At 58.0% G+C, this 16,171-nt stretch carries 20 protein-coding genes and 1 tRNA gene; 7 read left to right on the top strand and 14 right to left on the bottom strand.

Going from position 1 to position 16,171, the window contains the following annotated elements; translation table 11 throughout:
• The first annotated feature begins 12 nt into the window (after nt 1–12).
• The 4 genes from pheT to CKW24_RS16505 all read left to right on the top strand — a co-directional run bounded on the left by pheT (nt 13) and on the right by CKW24_RS16505 (nt 3,200).
• A complete protein-coding gene (gene pheT, locus CKW24_RS16520) occupies nt 13–2,391 on the top strand; it encodes a phenylalanine--tRNA ligase subunit beta (protein WP_095169242.1) in 2,379 nt (792 codons plus the stop codon).
• A gap of 3 nt (nt 2,392–2,394) precedes the next feature.
• A complete protein-coding gene (gene ihfA, locus CKW24_RS16515; protein WP_002553164.1) occupies nt 2,395–2,697 on the top strand; it encodes an integration host factor subunit alpha in 303 nt (100 codons plus the stop codon).
• Nucleotides 2,678–3,034, top strand: a complete 357-nt coding sequence (locus CKW24_RS16510; RefSeq protein WP_027620568.1) for a MerR family transcriptional regulator — start codon at nt 2,678–2,680, stop codon at nt 3,032–3,034. The genes ihfA and CKW24_RS16510 overlap by 20 nt, the downstream gene beginning before the upstream one ends.
• Before the next feature lie 89 nt (nt 3,035–3,123).
• Nucleotides 3,124–3,200, top strand: a tRNA-Pro gene (locus CKW24_RS16505).
• 69 nt (nt 3,201–3,269) lie between these two features.
• Here CKW24_RS16505 and CKW24_RS16500 read toward each other — a convergent pair.
• The 7 genes from CKW24_RS16500 to CKW24_RS16475 form a co-directional block, all read right to left on the bottom strand.
• Nucleotides 3,270–4,388 carry a tyrosine-type recombinase/integrase gene (locus tag CKW24_RS16500; RefSeq protein ID WP_256585496.1) on the bottom strand — a complete coding sequence of 373 codons (1,119 nt, stop codon included), beginning with the start codon at nt 4,386–4,388 and terminating at the stop codon, nt 3,270–3,272.
• Nucleotides 4,319–4,732 (bottom strand): hypothetical protein, encoded by a 414-nt coding sequence (locus CKW24_RS28470; protein WP_256585493.1) that lies wholly within the window; start codon nt 4,730–4,732, stop codon nt 4,319–4,321. Before CKW24_RS28470 ends, CKW24_RS16500 begins: the two co-directional genes overlap by 70 nt.
• Nucleotides 4,733–4,778: 46 nt before the next feature.
• Complete coding sequence (locus CKW24_RS27940) at nt 4,779–5,117, bottom strand: hypothetical protein (protein ID WP_143501226.1); 339 nt, start codon at nt 5,115–5,117, stop codon at nt 4,779–4,781.
• A 191-nt stretch (nt 5,118–5,308) separates the two neighbouring features.
• Nucleotides 5,309–5,656: a phage protein NinX family protein gene (locus CKW24_RS16490; protein ID WP_095169239.1), complete on the bottom strand. Its 348-nt coding sequence runs from the start codon at nt 5,654–5,656 to the stop codon at nt 5,309–5,311.
• Between the two features lie 49 nt (nt 5,657–5,705).
• Nucleotides 5,706–5,900 carry a hypothetical protein gene (locus CKW24_RS16485; protein WP_095169238.1) on the bottom strand — a complete coding sequence of 65 codons (195 nt, stop codon included), beginning with the start codon at nt 5,898–5,900 and terminating at the stop codon, nt 5,706–5,708.
• Nucleotides 5,897–6,253 (bottom strand): hypothetical protein, encoded by a 357-nt coding sequence (locus tag CKW24_RS16480; protein WP_095169237.1) that lies wholly within the window; start codon nt 6,251–6,253, stop codon nt 5,897–5,899. The genes CKW24_RS16485 and CKW24_RS16480 overlap by 4 nt, the downstream gene beginning before the upstream one ends.
• Entirely contained in the window at nt 6,250–6,612 is a 363-nt protein-coding gene (locus CKW24_RS16475; RefSeq protein ID WP_095169236.1) for an HNH endonuclease, read from the bottom strand. Before CKW24_RS16475 ends, CKW24_RS16480 begins: the two co-directional genes overlap by 4 nt.
• A 165-nt stretch (nt 6,613–6,777) precedes the next feature.
• On the opposite strand from CKW24_RS16475, the gene CKW24_RS27935 reads away from it, so the two are divergent.
• Nucleotides 6,778–7,581: a hypothetical protein gene (locus CKW24_RS27935; RefSeq protein WP_143501224.1), complete on the top strand. Its 804-nt coding sequence runs from the start codon at nt 6,778–6,780 to the stop codon at nt 7,579–7,581.
• Nucleotides 7,582–7,648: 67 nt separating this feature from the next.
• Here the strand turns inward: CKW24_RS27935 and CKW24_RS16470 are convergent, their stop codons facing one another.
• Entirely contained in the window at nt 7,649–9,694 is a 2,046-nt protein-coding gene (locus CKW24_RS16470; protein ID WP_095169235.1) for a DNA cytosine methyltransferase, read from the bottom strand.
• Nucleotides 9,695–9,752: 58 nt separating this feature from the next.
• Here CKW24_RS16470 and CKW24_RS16465 point away from each other — a divergent pair, with 58 nt between their 5' ends.
• The gene (locus CKW24_RS16465) at nt 9,753–10,139 is read left to right on the top strand and encodes a hypothetical protein (RefSeq protein ID WP_095169234.1); all 387 of its coding nucleotides are present in this window, start codon (nt 9,753–9,755) and stop codon (nt 10,137–10,139) included.
• On the opposite strand, the gene CKW24_RS16460 is transcribed toward CKW24_RS16465, so the two are convergent.
• Nucleotides 10,107–11,036, bottom strand: coding sequence for a DNA adenine methylase (locus tag CKW24_RS16460; protein WP_256585492.1), 930 nt, complete (start codon nt 11,034–11,036; stop codon nt 10,107–10,109). The two genes, CKW24_RS16465 and CKW24_RS16460, sit on opposite strands and share 33 nt — an antisense overlap.
• A 93-nt stretch (nt 11,037–11,129) precedes the next feature.
• On the opposite strand from CKW24_RS16460, the gene CKW24_RS16455 reads away from it, so the two are divergent.
• On the top strand, nt 11,130–11,324 hold the full coding sequence (locus tag CKW24_RS16455) for a hypothetical protein (RefSeq protein ID WP_095169233.1): 195 nt from the start codon (nt 11,130–11,132) through the stop codon (nt 11,322–11,324).
• An 855-nt stretch (nt 11,325–12,179) separates the two neighbouring features.
• On the opposite strand, the gene CKW24_RS16445 is transcribed toward CKW24_RS16455, so the two are convergent.
• From CKW24_RS16445 to CKW24_RS16425, 5 genes are all read right to left on the bottom strand, one after another.
• Entirely contained in the window at nt 12,180–12,548 is a 369-nt protein-coding gene (locus tag CKW24_RS16445) for a hypothetical protein (protein WP_095169231.1), read from the bottom strand.
• A gap of 69 nt (nt 12,549–12,617) precedes the next feature.
• Nucleotides 12,618–13,211 (bottom strand): hypothetical protein, encoded by a 594-nt coding sequence (locus tag CKW24_RS16440; RefSeq protein WP_095169230.1) that lies wholly within the window; start codon nt 13,209–13,211, stop codon nt 12,618–12,620.
• Nucleotides 13,212–13,213: 2 nt separating this feature from the next.
• Nucleotides 13,214–13,876 (bottom strand): lambda exonuclease family protein, encoded by a 663-nt coding sequence (locus CKW24_RS16435; RefSeq protein ID WP_095169229.1) that lies wholly within the window; start codon nt 13,874–13,876, stop codon nt 13,214–13,216.
• On the bottom strand, nt 13,876–14,865 hold the full coding sequence (locus tag CKW24_RS16430) for a RecT family recombinase (RefSeq protein ID WP_095169228.1): 990 nt from the start codon (nt 14,863–14,865) through the stop codon (nt 13,876–13,878). The genes CKW24_RS16435 and CKW24_RS16430 overlap by 1 nt, the downstream gene beginning before the upstream one ends.
• 52 nt (nt 14,866–14,917) lie before the next feature.
• Nucleotides 14,918–16,075 (bottom strand): hypothetical protein, encoded by a 1,158-nt coding sequence (locus CKW24_RS16425; protein ID WP_256585491.1) that lies wholly within the window; start codon nt 16,073–16,075, stop codon nt 14,918–14,920.
• Nucleotides 16,076–16,171: the final 96 nt, after the last annotated feature.

Raw genomic sequence — 16,171 nt, 5'->3', positions numbered from 1 at the left:
TAGGAGAGCAGGATGAAATTCAGTGAACAATGGCTGCGCGGCTGGGTAAGCCCGCAGGTAAGTCGCGACGAGCTGGTTGCTCGTCTGTCGATGGCCGGTCTTGAGGTCGATAGCGTTACCCCGGCCGCCGGTGTGTTTAATGGCGTCGTAGTGGGCGAGGTGCTGAGCACCGAGCAACACCCGGACGCTGACAAGCTGCGCGTGTGCCAGGTCAGCAACGGTGCCGAAACCTTCCAGGTCGTGTGCGGAGCGCCGAACGTGCGCCCGGGCCTGAAGATTCCGTTCGCCATGATCGGTGCCGAACTGCCAGGTGACTTCAAGATCAAGAAAGCCAAGCTGCGTGGCGTCGAGTCCAACGGCATGTTGTGCTCGCAAGCCGAACTGCAGGTGGGCGAGGGCAATGACGGCCTGATGGAACTGCCGGCCGATGCGCCGGTAGGCGAAGACTTCCGGGTTTACCTGGGCCTGGAAGACGCCAGCATCGAGGTCGACCTGACCCCGAACCGCGGCGACTGCCTGTCCCTGGCTGGCCTGGCCCGTGAAGTGGGCGCGCTGTACGCCGCTGCGGTAACCCGTCCAGTGGTGGCTGCCGTGCCTGCCGTGCACGACGAAGTGCGCTCGGTAGAAGTGCTGGCACCCGCCGCCTGCCCGCGTTACCTGGGCCGGGTAATCCGTAACGTCGACCTGTCCAAGCCAACGCCGCTGTGGATGGTCGAGCGTCTGCGCCGCGCCGATGTGCGCAGCATCGATGCCGCCGTCGACATCACCAACTACGTGATGCTCGAGCTGGGCCAACCGCTGCATGCCTTCGACCTTGCCGAAATCAACGGCGGCATCCGCGTGCGCATGGCTGAAGAAGGCGAAAAACTGGTCCTGCTCGACGGTCAGGAAGTCAGCCTGCGTGCCGACACCCTGGTCATCGCCGACCATACCCGTGCCCTGGCAATCGCCGGTGTGATGGGGGGCGAGCACAGTGGCGTATCCGCCACGACGCGGGACATTTTCCTGGAAAGCGCGTTCTTCGACCAAATCGCGGTTGCTGGCAAGGCCCGTTCCTACGGCCTGCACACCGATGCCTCGCACCGCTACGAGCGCGGCGTGGACTGGCAACTGGCCCGTGAAGCCATGGAGCGCGCCACTGGCCTGCTGCTGGACATCACCGGCGGCGATGCCGGCCCGATCATCGAGACCGTCAACGCGCAGTACCTGCCGTCAATCGCGCCGATCACCCTGCGTGCCCAGCGCATCACCCAGATGCTCGGCATGGAAATGGATCCGGTCGAAGTCGAGCGGCTGCTCAGCGCCCTGGGCCTGATCATCGCGGCGGACGGGGCAGGGCAGTGGCGCGTTGAAGTGCCAAGCCATCGCTTCGATATCAGCCTGGAAGTCGACCTGATCGAAGAGCTGGCCCGCCTGTACGGCTACAACCGCCTGCCGGTCCGTTACCCGCAAGCGCGCCTGGCACCACAAGCCAAGGCCGAAGCCCGTAGCGACCTGCCTGAGTTGCGTCGTCTGCTGGTAGCCCGTGGTTACCAGGAAGCGATCACCTACAGCTTCATCGATCCGAAACAGTTCGAACTGTTCAATCCGGGCGTTGAACCGCTGCTGCTGGCCAACCCGATCTCCAACGACATGGCTGCCATGCGCTCGTCCTTGTGGCCTGGTCTGGTCAAAGCCCTGCAGCACAACCTGAACCGTCAGCAGGATCGCGTGCGTCTGTTCGAAAGCGGCCTGCGTTTTGTCGGTCAGCTGGAAGGTCTGAAGCAAGAGCCGATGCTCGCCGGTGTAGTCTGCGGTAGCCGTCTGCCGGAAGGCTGGGCACAGGGCCGCGACGTGGTGGATTTCTTCGACGTCAAGGCTGACGTGGAAGCAGTGCTGGGCTTCGCCGGTGCGCTGGACTCGTTCACCTTCTCCCCGGGCAGCCACCCGGCATTGCACCCAGGTCAGACCGCGCGCATCGAGCGTGAAGGTCGCGAAGTCGGTTTCATCGGCGCGCTGCACCCCGAACTGTCGAAAACCCTCGGTCTCGACCGTCCGGTGTTCGTCTTCGAGCTGGTATTGGGCGAAGTGGCCTTGGGCAAAATGCCTAAATTCCACGAGTTATCGCGCTTTCCTGAAGTGCGCCGTGACCTCGCGTTGCTGGCCGACGCAGGCGTTGCCGCCAGTGCCGTCATGGATGTAATCCGTGAAAATGCAGGCGAATGGCTGACAGACCTCAGGCTCTTTGACGTTTATCAGGGTAAAGGCATTGATCCTCATAGAAAAAGCCTTGCAGTTGGCTTGACCTGGCAGCATCCATCGCGCACTCTTAATGACGATGAGGTGAATACCACGACGCAAAACATCCTCACCTCGCTCGAACAAAGGTTGAACGCCACGTTAAGGAAGTGACGTATGGGGGCTCTGACGAAAGCTGAAATGGCGGAACGTCTGTATGAAGAGCTGGGCCTGAACAAACGGGAGGCCAAGGAATTGGTCGAACTGTTTTTTGAAGAAATCAGGCACGCTCTTGAAGACAACGAACAGGTGAAGTTGTCCGGTTTCGGCAACTTCGACCTTCGGGACAAACGCCAGCGGCCTGGCCGCAATCCGAAAACGGGAGAAGAAATCCCGATCACGGCTCGCCGTGTGGTCACCTTTCGTCCAGGGCAGAAGTTGAAGGCCCGAGTTGAGGCTTATGCTGGAACCAAGTCATAACGACGAGCTTCCCGTCATCCCAGGCAAACGCTACTTCACCATTGGTGAAGTCAGCGAGTTATGTGCGGTAAAACCGCACGTACTACGCTATTGGGAACAGGAGTTTCCTCAACTCAACCCCGTCAAACGCCGCGGAAACCGCCGGTATTATCAGCGCCAAGACGTGCTGATGATCCGGCAGATCCGTGCGTTGCTTTATGACCAGGGGTTCACCATCGGCGGCGCACGCTTGCGTTTGTCCGGCGATGAAGCCAAAGACGACACCACCCAGTACAAACAGATGATCCGCCAGATGATCTCCGAGCTCGAAGATGTACTGGTGGTCCTCAAGAAATAAAATTCTGCTTTTAAATACTTCCAGTTTTCAAAAGCTTGCGTTATATTCTTGAGCGTTCGTCGAGAACAGCAACAGGTAACACGCCTAGTCGGGGCGTAGCGCAGTCCGGTAGCGCACTAGCATGGGGTGCTAGGGGTCGAGTGTTCGAATCACTCCGTCCCGACCATATAATTCAATGACTTAGCCCAATTCTAGCCAGTTGGGCTTTTTCATTTGTGGGGAGTTTTTCGGGACTTCATCCAGTTCTCCTCTTCAATATCGTCAGCACCGGCCCGCGAGAGTCAGTTGCTGATACCATATTTGCAGCCTCAATCAGGTGCCCGAGCTCAGCGCCCGAGTAGTGACTGGTGATGCTGCCGTTCTTGTGTCCTAGCAAGGCCTTTCGATCTTCCTGTGTGACACCTGCCGCACGAAGGCGACGACCAAACGTATGCTTCAAGTCATGCACCCTAATTGATGCATACCCTGGGTGAGCGGGGCGAAGGTTTTCCTCCTGCCAGAGTTTCGCCGCTCTCACCCGCGCTTTCTTCCAGGCTGAGTCGTTCATCCGGTGCATCGCGTTGCCGTTGTACGGAAAAACCCAGTCCTTGCTCAGGCCGCGCTGCTTGTCGATGATCGATTTCGCCACGCTGTTCAGCACGACTAGGCGCTCATCGCCATTTTTGACACCTGACCGCTCGTTTCGGCCGCCAAAGTCGGACGGTATCAGGAATACGCTGGCGCCTAGTTCTGGCACCGAGATTTCCCAATCCCACCTCAATTTGCAGACCTCCTGCTCGCGGCAACCCGTGTTCACCTTGAACAGGGCCATCGTCTGCAGGTGCGCCGGCAATTCTCCAAAAAGGATTGATTGCTCTTCCCATGTCATGGGGTAGGGCTCACGAACCTTTTTCTTCAGATCCAGCTTGGCCAGCATTGGCACCGAATCAAGCCAGGGCCTGCGCTCTTCATCCCGCCACTTCCTTGCACAAAGCGTAAGAACCCGTATTGCCCGCTCGATCGAGATGTTGATCGTGCGAGGCGCTACCGGCTTCAACTGCTTCCCGCATGGCAAAACCATTCCCTTCAAACGATCCTTCACGAACGGCTCAAGTGCCTGGTCATCGATGTGCGTCAACGGCAGGTCCTTGAGGTATGGGTGGAGCTGCTTCAGGTGATGCGCCGTCAGCTTGATCGAGGGCTGATCCTTGCTCTCGATCAGGAACCTTGTTGCGGCTTCCGCCCAGGTTCGGGTGCGGCGTACGCCGTATACCTTCTGCTGTCGAAGTTGTTCCAGCCGGTGAATCAAGTACTGCTCGGCTTCTTGCCGGTCACCAGTTCCAGTGCTCTCTCGAAGGCGCTCGCCTCGGAACACTTTGTCGATTTGCCAGACTCCACCTTTCTGGTAGAGGCCGGAGATCGCTTTTCTCGCCATGGGCTAACTCCTTTGTCTCCACCCTGGCGCTCGCTGCGAGGGCGATTGTTGTCCTGATTTGCTGCTTTTTCAATCGACTTGGCCTCGATGTATTCGTCCGCCCACTGATCGAGCTCAATACGGTCGAAGCCGACGCCCTGTTTCCCGATCGGGAACTCGCGCACGTTTGGTCGGACCGTTTTATTGAATTCATCCCGGCACATGCCGAGATAGCCGGGTGCATCCATGAATCGGATGAACCTCGGCGAGATGCTGCTGGCCTTGGCCGCGGTAGCGTTTGCCATCGGAAAGTTCTCCATGCCACGCGTGGCGGCAGAAGGTGGGGAAGGGTTAGCGTTTCTCGATCTTCGTCCAGCCGCCGGGGCGATGGGTTTCGTGGTAGGTGTCGATGCCGTGTTGCTGGCCATGACTGATGCGACAGATCTTGCACGTCCGGGAGTTTCCAAAGTCGCCGTACTTCACGGCTTCGAACCTTGTCCAGCGATGGCCGAATGGCTTACAGATCAGTGCTCGGCCGGCCATCACGATGGAGTTCCAGAGGCGCGGGTGATTGGAATGCAGGTCGTTGTGGATGTGGTTCAGTCGCATCCCGAGACGCCACTGAAGCGGTCGGCTCTCGTCGCCTTTGCGCAGTGGTTCAGTGATGAGTTTTCCGATTTGTTTGAGCACGGGAAGTCCTCGCCCGCCGGTCATCGGCAGGTCATAAGTAGAATTGGAAGCTCTAATTCAGTTGGTGTATCGTTTCAGCTGTTCCCCTGCTGCCAACTCTTTACCAGTCCATGGATGGCGAGGTTGTGCGTGCAGGGCGAACACTTTCCCTCTTCCGCCGTTCACCGGTAGGCTGGTAGGTGGAAGAGGGGTTAGATGAGTTCGGCCGGGATGTCGATGACGTCGCCCAGGCTGGCAGCTGCGATAGCGCGACAAGCTGCGATGGTGATGGTTGGTCCGCCGGCGACGGTTTCGCCAACCCTTGCGGCCCACTGATGGCCTGGCAGCCGAACGTCAAAACGGACGCAGTGCCGCAGTATCGCCAGTGTCCCTGCCTTTTCATCCGTGGCTGGATTAATCTTTCTGTAAGTGCTTCCGCCCAAGGCAAGGCGAACACCGCTCTTGGTGATCCTGGCCTGCTTCCCTTCGGCCAGGGCCATTGCCCAGTTCAGGGCTTGGCCAATCAGATCGGCCGTCTTCACTCTGACATGTGTATTCATCACCGCGGCCCCTTGTAGCAGTACACGTAGGCGAACCAGGCGAGGGCGATCATGACTTCGCCTCCGCGCGTACTGCCGCGACGATCTCTGCCTGCTTGTCGAACTTGCTCTTTCCGCAGTCAGCCATCACAACGATGGCGTCGCCGTCGACCAGGTAGACATTCACCTTCTCGTCGTAATCGCTCACAACGATCTTCGAGATTTGGTTGGCAGCAACGTGGACTTTTTCGGTCAGCTTGATCATGACGCCACCTCGCTGACAGGCAAGAGCTCGCCGGCCAACTCAGCAGCCAGACCAACAGGCCACCAGTACCGCGCTCGTTGGTATTCCGGATAGCTCTCTTCGCGAATCACCAGCCCTTTGCGCCGAAGAGCCTTGAAGATGCTAAGCACAGATGGTGCCGATACGCCCAGGCGGTGCCCAACCTGAAAGGTAAGGCCGCCCATGCCGAACACGCACGCCTGGTCACCAAGTGCCAGCTTCTCGCAATCCTTCTGGTGCAGATATGGCTGGGTGTCGCGATAGAGATAGGCATTTTCCCGGCCGATCTTGCGCAGCTCCTCGAGGACTCTCTGCTGTTTTTCTGTGAGCTTCATGGCGTCACCTTTTCGAAGTGGAACACCACCGGCGCGCCGGTCTCGGCTATCAGTCCGTAGGACTTGGCCAGGCGATAGATGGGGTGGTAACTGTTGAGGGAGTTGATGTGCCCAGCGATCCAGGACCGCCAGCCATCCAGCGTCTGTCGACCCTTGCTGATATTGCAGGGCGCACAGGCGGGCATCATGTTTTCAAGGTTGTGGTTCTCGGCCTGCTCGGCCACGCGCTCATCGCTGACCCGGATCACTGGCTCTCGGTGGTCGGCGTGCCACCGGTCACCCAGCAGGACGCCGCAGTAGGCGCAGTGCCCGCCGTATTTCAGGCGCACTTGCTCGCGCTCAGCTTTCTTCAGGCGCATAGAAATCCTTGCCGCTATAGCGGCTGACTTTGAAGGGGGAGGGGATCGAGTTATTTTGTTCAGTGCGTTGCGGTTGTCTTCAATACGAATTCTCGTGCGGAGATGGCATTTTGACATTGGGTGGGTTAGATTTTCGCCCTCTAAGAACTCAGCAAGGGATGGCTCATGCGACAGAAAATCGTACTATATTCGGCAATATTCGTTTTGGCAGTGTCGATAGTTAATCTGTTTGTTGGGAATGGAAAAGTCTATCAGTTGGACTTGTTCTCTGTAATTTCGTTTGGCCTTGCAATCGCCGCGTTTCTCCTATCTATGTTCGCCGCGTGGATATCTTGGGAGTTTTACAAAAAATCTACCGAAGCGTTAGATTCGGTTCAGTCGTCAGTGAATAAAATTGAAACATCAGTTACTGGCGTACAAAACAATATTACTGAAATTGTTCAAACAGCGGTCAAGCATTGGACTCAGAGCGCCGGAGCTTCAAATCCACAGCTCGCTGATGATCTATACGAGAGTTTGAAGGGTGAGTTAGATTCGGTTAAGACTTCAGGCCCGGAACTAGAGGCTAGAGTTAATAACGTGCTTGCAAAAATGGCGCGTGACATTGCTAGTGCTCAAGCTCGGGCAATTTTCCCTTCGGGTGATTTCAACCCTCCCGCGACCCATTCGGCGATAAACGTGAGCCAAGAAACTACTTGTGACGAACCCAATAAATTAGAAGGTGTCATTAGATTTGATCTTGGAAGAACGACCCGGAATGCAACTTATAGATTGCGTGCAAAAAATATATCAGATGCAATAAAGTATTTAAATCTCACTATGGAGAGTTTGCCAGATGATGTTGATCCTAAATCAATTAAGCTGAGGCAGGGCACTGACCAGAATGGTTCATTGAATATACATATGGCAGGGTCCCCCTTTATTCCAGCGGGAGAGTATGTTGTGAAGTTTGAAGCTGTCTATGGATGATGCCCATTTTGGGCTTGTTGGTACTTTGGTATCTGCCGGGCCATGCTCGGCCGGTGAAGCGGGATAGTTATGCTGCGCGTTCTTGGCGTTGTTGGGCGCGCCACGGATCATTGGCCCGAGCCAGTGCTGCCATCGGCGGCGGGCTGACGCTGTTGCCGCACATATGCACCTGCTGAGTCTTGGTGAACGGCTTGCCGTCGGCGCCGTGCCTGATGATGTAGTCGGTGGGGAAGCCCTGGGCTTTGTACAGCTCGGTCGGTTGCAGCATTCGCAGACAGATGTCGACGATCACATACGGCGTGCCCTTGATTGTGACGGTGACCAGACCGAGCCGATCCTTGGTGGTGATGGTTGGTGCTGGCTCGCCGGCGGCGCTCACGTTCTCGGTGCCGTAGTAGCTGATCAGGAAGGCCGCGACCCGCAGCGCGCCGGCTTCAACCTCTGGCGAGAGCTGGAGCTCGACGAGCGAACTTTTGCCGCCACCACCGGCAGTGATAGTAGGGGCTGGCTCGTCCACGGCCTGGCCCACGCTAGCGCCGAACTGACGCTCCATGAAGGCGGTGACCAGACCGTGATGGGTGCCGCCAGCGCTGATTGTGTGCAGCGGATCAACGGCGTCACGTGCATCGCAGTTTCCGCGCAGGTGCACCAGGTTGGCGGTCACCAACTGCTGCTGGCTGCCGGTGTTGGTCACCGTGGTCATCGGGTCTTCGATGCTCTTGGCAGCCGTGGTGTTGAACCCGCCATTCATCTGGGCCATGAACACCGTTGAGATGCCCATGGCGTGCGCGGCGCCGGCCGGACGCTGGTAGTTACCGCCACTGGTGATGGTCGGCAGCGGCTCGTCGAGCGCCTTGCCTTCGTCCGCAAACCGGAATTTCACCAGGTGCGCAGCGGCGAGTGCACGGTGGTTCTGCGTCATCAGCGTCCCTGCAGGCTGATCCGCTGTTGTTGGCTTGCCGCTGTACTCGGGCCCTCCGGCTCCGACCAGTACCGGGCTGATCAGCGTCAACTCACCGCGATTGGCGCAGGTCACCGTCGGCAGCGGGGCGTGCGGATCGTTGACACGGTCACTGCCCTGGTGTGTGGCTGGCGCGATAATCGGGCTAGCCATGGCGAACGAGCCCCCGCGCGGCCAGGAGGTCACGGTGCGCAGCGGGTCATGCGCTGACTGCACACTTTCGCCAGACCAGTTTGCGATCGGCACAATGAAAGGGGCAGCGGCATCGATGACGAACTTCTTCATGCCCTTGGCGATTCGGCGCAGGGTGGCCGGTGCCAGCGGCTTCGGCCGGTCGAAGATGCTCTTGCTCGGGATCGTCCAGTCGATGCACTCGGCGGCGGTGCGCCACTTCTTCTGGCCCTTGACCGGGTATTTAGCGTGGGTCGGCTCAGGCCACACGATCGGCTGGCCGTCGCAGCGGGCGATCATAAATAGGCGTTCACGGCTGGTCGGTGCTCCGAAGTCGCAGGCCTTGATCACACGCCACTCGACGACATAGCCAAGGTGCTGGAGCTCGGCCACGAATACGGCCCAGGTCTGCCCGCGACGTTTTGGGTCGGGCACCAGGAACTGCTGGTGGACCGGAACCACTTCGCCCGGTTCGGCGATGGCGCCGCCCAGCTTCACTACTCGGCCGGTCACCTTGCAGCGCTTGGCAATCAACGGCCCCCATTGGAGAATCTGTTTCACGTTTTCCAAGCTGATGACGCGAGGCTTCTTCTTGCCGCCCCACTTCAAGCCAATCCACGACAGGTTTCGAATCTCACGCTTGCGCGGCTGGCCGCCGGCCGCCTGGCTGTGGTGCGTGCAGTCTGGTGACATATGGAACCAGCCCACTGCCTTGCCGCCGCACTCGGCATCCGGATCACCCTCGAACACGTCGGTGGTGTAGTGCACAGCGCCTGGGTGATTGACGGTGTGCATGCTGATCGCCTGAGGGCTGTGGTTCTTCGCGACATTCACCGCCCGCCCCAGGCCTATCTCCAGCCCGGTACCGGCACCGCCGCCACCGCAGAAGAAATCGACAACGATCTCATCGTCCTGAGTGCTGAAGCCGAGTCCGTATTGAGTTTTGAAATCGAAGGGGTGTTTCTTCTGTTGTGCGGACATAGGGGTGCCTCGTCGCCAAACGGCTACAGTGTTTTAGGGTTCTGGTGGAGGATTGGTGATGCTGAAAATCGGAGAAGATTCGGGTTGGATTACTGAGTTCTACGAATACATCCAGGATGGAAGCGCGAAAGAAGCGTTCGCGCTGTTGATAGGAACCTTTGTCTGCCTGAAGGAGGTTTCTTGCGGGCGCAAACCCCAAGGCGATGTTCTATCCGTAGGGCTTGAAGTCGACGGCGAGCGTTGGTTCGCAATCATGCCGACCAGGAAGTCTCTGACATTTCAATGGCGGCCCCCAGTTACACGAACGAAAAGGTACAGCCAGGACCACTTGAGGGCCCAGTTTCCGAAGAGCTTTACCGATACCGCACAGGCTGAACACTGGTCTGTAAAGATCACTTCAATTGAGGAAGGCTTATTGCTTCTCCTCATTCTCGATCTCAAGTGACTCTCGTCGGCTGGCGTGATTCGTTGAAGTGGGGATGAAGGGGTACGCTCGTTCGCCGAGGTCCAGCCCGATTTGGCTGACACGCTCGACGCAGGCTGGATTCAGCCAGATGCATTCAGTGCGGCTTGCGGTGCCGCGCCCAGCGGATATGCGCGCCGAAGTGCTGTAGCTCGCCCAGCCAGGAAGAAGCTCGGCATATAGGTCGCTTGGGTATCCCGACAGCACGACCATTCCTTCTAGCTCGAGCAAAACACCGAGCAGATCTCGGTGTGCCGCATCGTCCATCTCATGCTTGTAGTACCGGCCGCTCGACGCGCCTTTGTACCTGGTTTCGTGCACGTAGGGCGGGTCGACGTAGTGCAAGGTTTGTGGGCCATCATGGGCGGTGATGACCTCGATCGCCGGTCGGTTCTCTATCAGAACACCGCTGAGGCGCTGGCCAACCTCGGCAAGCTGTTCTGGGTACGCCGCCCACAGTGCCTGGGCTGTGCCGTACTGCCGCTTCGTGTCGATGCGAAAGCCTGTAACATCTTTGGTTGCGCCGGCGGACCCGAAACCCATCTGTGCTCGGATGATCGTTCGCCGCGCTCGCTCGATCGGTTCGGCGCTCATCTCCCATGACAATTCGAACTCTTCGCGGGAGTAGGGCGTGAAGACAAGGCGCTCTGTAAGTCCCGATCGCGTAACCGGATCCTGCAGGACCCGGAACAGATTCACGATGTCGCCGTCCAGGTCGTTGTAAACCTCTGCGTACGATCGAGGCTTCTGCATCAGCACGCCGGCGGCGCCGCCGAAAGATTCGACGTAGCAGGTGTGCGGTGGGAAGTGTTGCAGCACCCAGGGTGCGAGCCGGAACTTGGCACCGTGGTAGCGGATGACCGGCGCGGTGATGGTCATGATTGTTTTCCAGGTGGACGCCGCCTCGCCGGCTGGCGTGATTCGTTGATAGGAGTGATAATCTTTTAGAGTTGGTTGTCGGGGAGAGTGGCAATGGCCAGTAAAAAGCTTGAAGCGTTCCGCGAGTGGTTCACCCCCAAGCGTCGGCGTCGAGTGGGTGGTGCTTTTCTGATTACATGGATCACCGGACTTGTTTTGTATCCAAGCAACAACTGGATCTACGTATCGATTCCAGGAGTGATAATTTTCTTTAGTGCTTGGCCCTCGACAGTTCACGACAAGCGCTGAGGCGGTCCCTGTCGTGCCTGGCTGGCGTGACTCGTTGGTAGAAGTGAAGTTTTTCGAGTTGGTTGCCAGGGGGAGTAGTAATGGTCGGTAAAAAATTTGAAGCGTTCCGCGAGTGGTTTACGCCGCGTAAGCGGTTATGGGCAGGATTCACTTTAATTGTCACTTCGGTGGTCGGGCCGCTTTTCTATCCAAGCTTCAATGGTTATTGGGGTTTCATCCTGACCCCCGGAGTCCTGCTTCTAGGTAGTACTTTAAATCCCGACGCTCACGATAAGCGTTAAGCCCCGTAGGCCGGCTTGCGTCATTCGTTGATAGCAGTGAAATCTTTTCGAGTTGTTTATCAGGGAGAGTGTCCGTGGCCAGTAAAAAGCTTGAAGCGTTCCGCGAATGGTTCACGCCGCGTAAGCGGCTCTGGGCAGGAATAGGCCTGCTTGCAATTGCTATCGTCGTGCCAATTGTCAGCCCAGGCACGACTGTCACTTGGCTTATTGGTCCTGCGAGCGTTTTTTTAGTGGGTTGGCTTATTCCCGGTACGAAAGCAAAGCGATAGGGATGCGCTGGCTGGCGCTGTCCAGTGATATGGGGTATTACGGGTGACCGGCTTGGAGCCGGATCAAGGAGGTCGGTGTGACACTAGGGCAGATGAGCTTATACCTGATATTTGCGCAGACCTTTTTGGGGCTAGCTATCACGCTGGCTCTCAAAGTAGGCAATTATGAGTCCGCGTTTGTGTGTGGCCTTGTGGTCGTGAACCTTGCTTTTCTTTCGTATCGAGCCAGGCAGCAAGATCTTTCGAACGCGAGAGGCTGAGCTGGCTACCGCCCTCCGGTTACCGGATGCAGCGAGTAGGGTGGGTTATGCGGGTCTTTCGATTTCGTCGTCGGGCTCGGGCGGGTCGTCGGCAAGCGACTTCAAACCGGCCACCATCAGAATACGCGACACCTTTTCGCTAACAACAAAAGGTGTCGTGACACACTTGAGCATCTTTGCCGCCGTTTCAAAGTCGGCGGCGATCACGTTGCGCAACAAGTTCTGGTGAACTTCCTGCTGGTTGTTGAAGCCATGTTCTTTCATCAGGCGCTTGAGGTCGGCCTTGAAGATGCCGGCCACCTCAATCGTAAACTTCTCGACGCCCAATGCTGCGTCCTTCGCTGCCGCCTTCTCGCGCTTTTTCTTCTGCTTGATGGCTTCTGCCGTCGGCTCCTGCTGCTGTACCTCGGCCATGGCCTACCTCTTCTATTCCGCTGGCCGGCAGTGCGAGCCAGGTTTGTCGTTTGCGTTGCTGGATGCGGGCTATGCGGCGCATGAAGTACTGCCTTGATGAGCCTTGGGGTAGTCGATGCCGTGGGCCTTGATGATCCGCTCGAAGGCCTTGTTGCCGATGGCCAGCCTGCCGCAGCACTGGCGCCGGGTGATGCCCAGCTCAAGGAACGCTCTGATCCGTTCGGCAAGCCTCGCGTCCCGGGCCGCAACCTGCTCGAGTCGCGCCGAATCGTTGGCGCCGCCCCGGGTTGGGCGCTGGAATGTGATGTCATGCTCTTTGGCGATGTTGTAGATAGCCTTCCTGCTGATGCCAACGGCTGCCGCAACTTCCACTTGGGTGTGCGTAGTGCTCAACCCGCGAACTTGATCGACCAGCTTTTCACGCGCCTGCTGGCGGGCATCGAATGCAGTTGGTGGCGGGGGAGGAGCTTCAACCCGGCGCCGAACAAACGGCTTGGGTGCCGGCGGCATCTGATTGCTGTAGCTGATTGGCTTTGGTTTGTAGCCGATTGGCTCGGCAACTTTGATCTGGCCGCCGCTGGCCAGGAACTGGGCGACCTGGGCCGCCAGTTCGTTCGACTTGGGCCGAAGCTGCTCGACCAGACTGAGGTGATTGCTGATCATGCTCAAGCTCCTAATCTATGGGCTTGCGCCCGCGCTTTGTCCGCGACCTCATCAACCATGCGATTCAGTTCCAGGTTGAACTGGACGAGCTCTTTGTGCAGGTTGGCAATGTAGTCTTCGTCGCGGTAAATCGTCTCGATGTAGAGCTGACACTCTTCATCTTGGCGTGAATCAAAGGACAGAAAGTCCCACCATTTTCGACCTGTGACGAACATGCAGCCCTGGACCTGCGGCATGTGTTCTTCGGGCATGCCTTCGAGCCAAGTCCTGACATGTATTGCCTCGTTGAAAGGGCATTTCGATTCAGTGCCACCGTCATCGTTGATCAGGCCGTCTGGTGAACAGCCGAGCCAGTCGTACTTCGGATGAACGATGAACTCTGACGGCACGACGATGTTGCCGGTCAGCATCTCGTAGGCATCCTGAGCCTTCTGTTCTTCGGTGTGACCCCACTTCATGGAAGCGCTGCTGACGTTGTGCTTGGACTTCTTTGCTAGACGCTCGAAGCACAGTTCGCGCATGTATGAGGTGCGCGCGCCCATAGGCTCGCGCTTCCCATTTTTGTCAGGTTTCCCCCAGGCCATCACGTCTTTAAACCGGCTGGCTGTTACTCGGCCAGATCGGTCTGCATGCCACTTTTCAGTGCCTTGAAGGTCCGCTCTCACTACGCCGCTTCCTCGGCCTGGGCCAGGCCATCATTGGTGCCAGTCATGTCGGTAAAGTCGCCATCAACGGTTGCCGCCATGTTCTTCAGCGCTTCGTGGCACTCCAGTCCGATCGCGGCACGTTGCTTAGGCTTGAGACCTGCCCAGGCTGTCGCATAGGCGTCGATGTCCTGCCGCTTCGCGACAACCAAAAGGTCTGCGAATACTCCGTCTATTTCCGGCGAGGGGGATTTCGGACCGAACGAAACACCGGCAGCGGCAGCGGTGTTTGAAGCCTGCTTCGCGGGGGTGATATCTATTTCGCCGCCGTATGAGTCTTCGAACTCATCGGGTGTATAGACGCCGAGGATGACGTCAGGGCAGAAGAGTCGAGCCCACTTTTTAGTCACCAAGTAGGCAATCTGCTGCTTCGGATCTTCCGCCCAAAGCGTGGAGTTCCGGGTGCGGACCTGAGTGAGCAGAAGCTCCAGAATGCGGGGTTCGTCTTCGCCTTTGAAGGTTGCCCAGACCCTGATTCCGAGCCCTTTCTCGTCGTCAAAGCTCCAGGCAGGAACGCGGTATTTCTTGAACTCGCCGGTGTCCTCGTCCTTCTTGGTTTTGCTGGTGACTTCGCGCATCTTCCCGATGACGTTTTCCCAGGCGCCGAACCATTCGAAGTTCAAACGACCTTTCACTGGTGCCTTGGAGGTGATCACGGCGTTGACGAGCTGCGCTTCGTAGCTCAGCGCGCCGCCGTTGACGATGAACGTCTTCTGCGCAACAGCGAAAGGGTTCATCTGCCACTGCATCGCTTGCAGCACTACCGCCATGCAGTCAGCCTGATTGCCCTTCAGATGCTTGGGGACTGTTGTCACGCCCTTCGACATCATCATCGCGAGGTCGCTCATCGACTTCATGGTGCCTGGATCGAGGATGAGCGCTGCCGCGTTGTGCGAAGGATCGTGGTAAGTGGCGAGGCCCGTTGGTGCTTGAGTGTCTGAGTCGGTCATTGCGCTCTCCGTGGTCGACAATGAATGTGTCGGCCTTTAGATGGAAAGGTGGTTAGAAGCGGATGGCGCGAAGCCAGGCGCGAGCAGTGTCGAGGTCCACGTCGAAGCCAAGGGCTACGACCTCGACAATGTCGTCAACCAGTGGGGCGGTCGTAGTCACGCCTTCGGATTCAGCAGCGGCTGCGTGTGCGCTGATAGGCGTTACTTCGGCCTTCTCTGCGACCACTGGGGCAGCCGCTGGGGTGGCTGGAGCTGGCGCTGCGGCCTGGGCGCGCAGACGGGCCAGCTCTTCCTGGTCACGTTGATACTGTGCGTCGCGTTCGCGCTGCTGGCGCTGTTGCTCTTCCTGCTGCTCGCGCTGTTGGCGTTGCTGCGCTTCCATGTCGCGACGCTGCTGGTCCAGATCGTCCTGCTGTTTCTTCAAACGCTGGCGGTCTTCCTCGGCGCGTTGCTTGCGCAGCTCCTCAGATTCAGCGTCGGCAATCCGCTGCTTTTCGCGCAGGTCGTCGAGTTCTTTCTGCTGGGCCAGCAGCTTGGCGGCAGCCTCTTCTCGCTCAACGGCAGACTTGTGCAGCGTTTCCAGCTGTTCAATAGCGTTGTCTCGGGCGATGGTGCCTTCAGCTTCAAACTCGGCATATTCATCCGGCAGAATCACCGACTCCTTGACGCCTTGCAGGATGTTCGCGACATCGGCAGCGCTTCGGCTTGCATATGCAGCAGCGACAGAGCTGAAACGGGTGATTTTTGCCCGGATGGCTTCCACACGCTCAGCCTCGATACGCTCGCGCTCGGCTTTCGCATCAGCGACGCGCTTTTCTTCGGCCTTGATTGCTTCATCAACGGGCGCTTCGATTGCCAAGACTCGATCCTTCAGCGCCTCGCCGAATTCCTTCACCTGGTTGACGCGAGCTTGGGCGTCCTTGACCTTCTGCTGGTACGGAATCAGCGCCGTCTTGGTGGTGTTGGCCAAGGCATAGCGCACATCTCGTATATCGACCCGAACCTCCTTCGCATTCGCCAAACCTTCACTGGTCGAGCAATCAACAACCAGCTTTGCGTAAGTGGTTTCCAGGCGAACGATCTGTTCTTCGTGCGGCCGGTATTCGGCGATGTCGGTGACGGCAACCGAAGGGACGACAGAGTTTTGTGCGTCTTCAGCTTCGCCCATTTCGAGCGAGTCTTGCGTGAGTGCTTGTTTATTTGCGGACATGACTATTCCTTACCGCGCGGTGCGCAGCGTTTGAAGGTGTGAGTTATTGAGTGATGCGATCGGCGAGAGCGCTGAGCAGCATCAGGAAGGCAAAGA

Source organism: Pseudomonas sp. Irchel 3H3, assembly GCF_900187635.1.
Classification (GTDB): Bacteria; Pseudomonadota; Gammaproteobacteria; order Pseudomonadales; family Pseudomonadaceae; genus Aquipseudomonas.
Note: the sequence above shows the minus strand (reverse complement) of the source record. Positions and strands in the feature narration are given on the sequence as shown.

Bases quoted from the DNA above. Each gene is read 5' to 3' on its own strand.
- CKW24_RS16425 (WP_256585491.1), bottom strand. From the start codon at position 16,075: ATGTCCGCAAATAAACAAGCACTCACGCAAGACTCGCTCGAAATGGGC.
- CKW24_RS16440 (WP_095169230.1), bottom strand. From the start codon at position 13,211: ATGATCAGCAATCACCTCAGTCTGGTCGAGCAGCTTCGGCCCAAGTCG.
- CKW24_RS16475 (WP_095169236.1), bottom strand. From the start codon at position 6,612: ATGCGCCTGAAGAAAGCTGAGCGCGAGCAAGTGCGCCTGAAATACGGC.
- ihfA (WP_002553164.1), top strand. From the start codon at position 2,395: ATGGGGGCTCTGACGAAAGCTGAAATGGCGGAACGTCTGTATGAAGAG.
- CKW24_RS27935 (WP_143501224.1), top strand. From the start codon at position 6,778: ATGCGACAGAAAATCGTACTATATTCGGCAATATTCGTTTTGGCAGTG.
- CKW24_RS16430 (WP_095169228.1), bottom strand. From the start codon at position 14,865: ATGACCGACTCAGACACTCAAGCACCAACGGGCCTCGCCACTTACCAC.
- CKW24_RS28470 (WP_256585493.1), bottom strand. From the start codon at position 4,732: ATGGCAAACGCTACCGCGGCCAAGGCCAGCAGCATCTCGCCGAGGTTC.
- CKW24_RS16460 (WP_256585492.1), bottom strand. From the start codon at position 11,036: ATGACCATCACCGCGCCGGTCATCCGCTACCACGGTGCCAAGTTCCGG.
- CKW24_RS16445 (WP_095169231.1), bottom strand. From the start codon at position 12,548: ATGGCCGAGGTACAGCAGCAGGAGCCGACGGCAGAAGCCATCAAGCAG.
- CKW24_RS16465 (WP_095169234.1), top strand. From the start codon at position 9,753: ATGCTGAAAATCGGAGAAGATTCGGGTTGGATTACTGAGTTCTACGAA.
- CKW24_RS16470 (WP_095169235.1), bottom strand. From the start codon at position 9,694: ATGTCCGCACAACAGAAGAAACACCCCTTCGATTTCAAAACTCAATAC.
- CKW24_RS16490 (WP_095169239.1), bottom strand. From the start codon at position 5,656: ATGAATACACATGTCAGAGTGAAGACGGCCGATCTGATTGGCCAAGCC.
- CKW24_RS16480 (WP_095169237.1), bottom strand. From the start codon at position 6,253: ATGAAGCTCACAGAAAAACAGCAGAGAGTCCTCGAGGAGCTGCGCAAG.
- CKW24_RS16510 (WP_027620568.1), top strand. From the start codon at position 2,678: ATGCTGGAACCAAGTCATAACGACGAGCTTCCCGTCATCCCAGGCAAA.
- CKW24_RS16455 (WP_095169233.1), top strand. From the start codon at position 11,130: ATGGCCAGTAAAAAGCTTGAAGCGTTCCGCGAGTGGTTCACCCCCAAG.
- pheT (WP_095169242.1), top strand. From the start codon at position 13: ATGAAATTCAGTGAACAATGGCTGCGCGGCTGGGTAAGCCCGCAGGTA.
- CKW24_RS16485 (WP_095169238.1), bottom strand. From the start codon at position 5,900: ATGATCAAGCTGACCGAAAAAGTCCACGTTGCTGCCAACCAAATCTCG.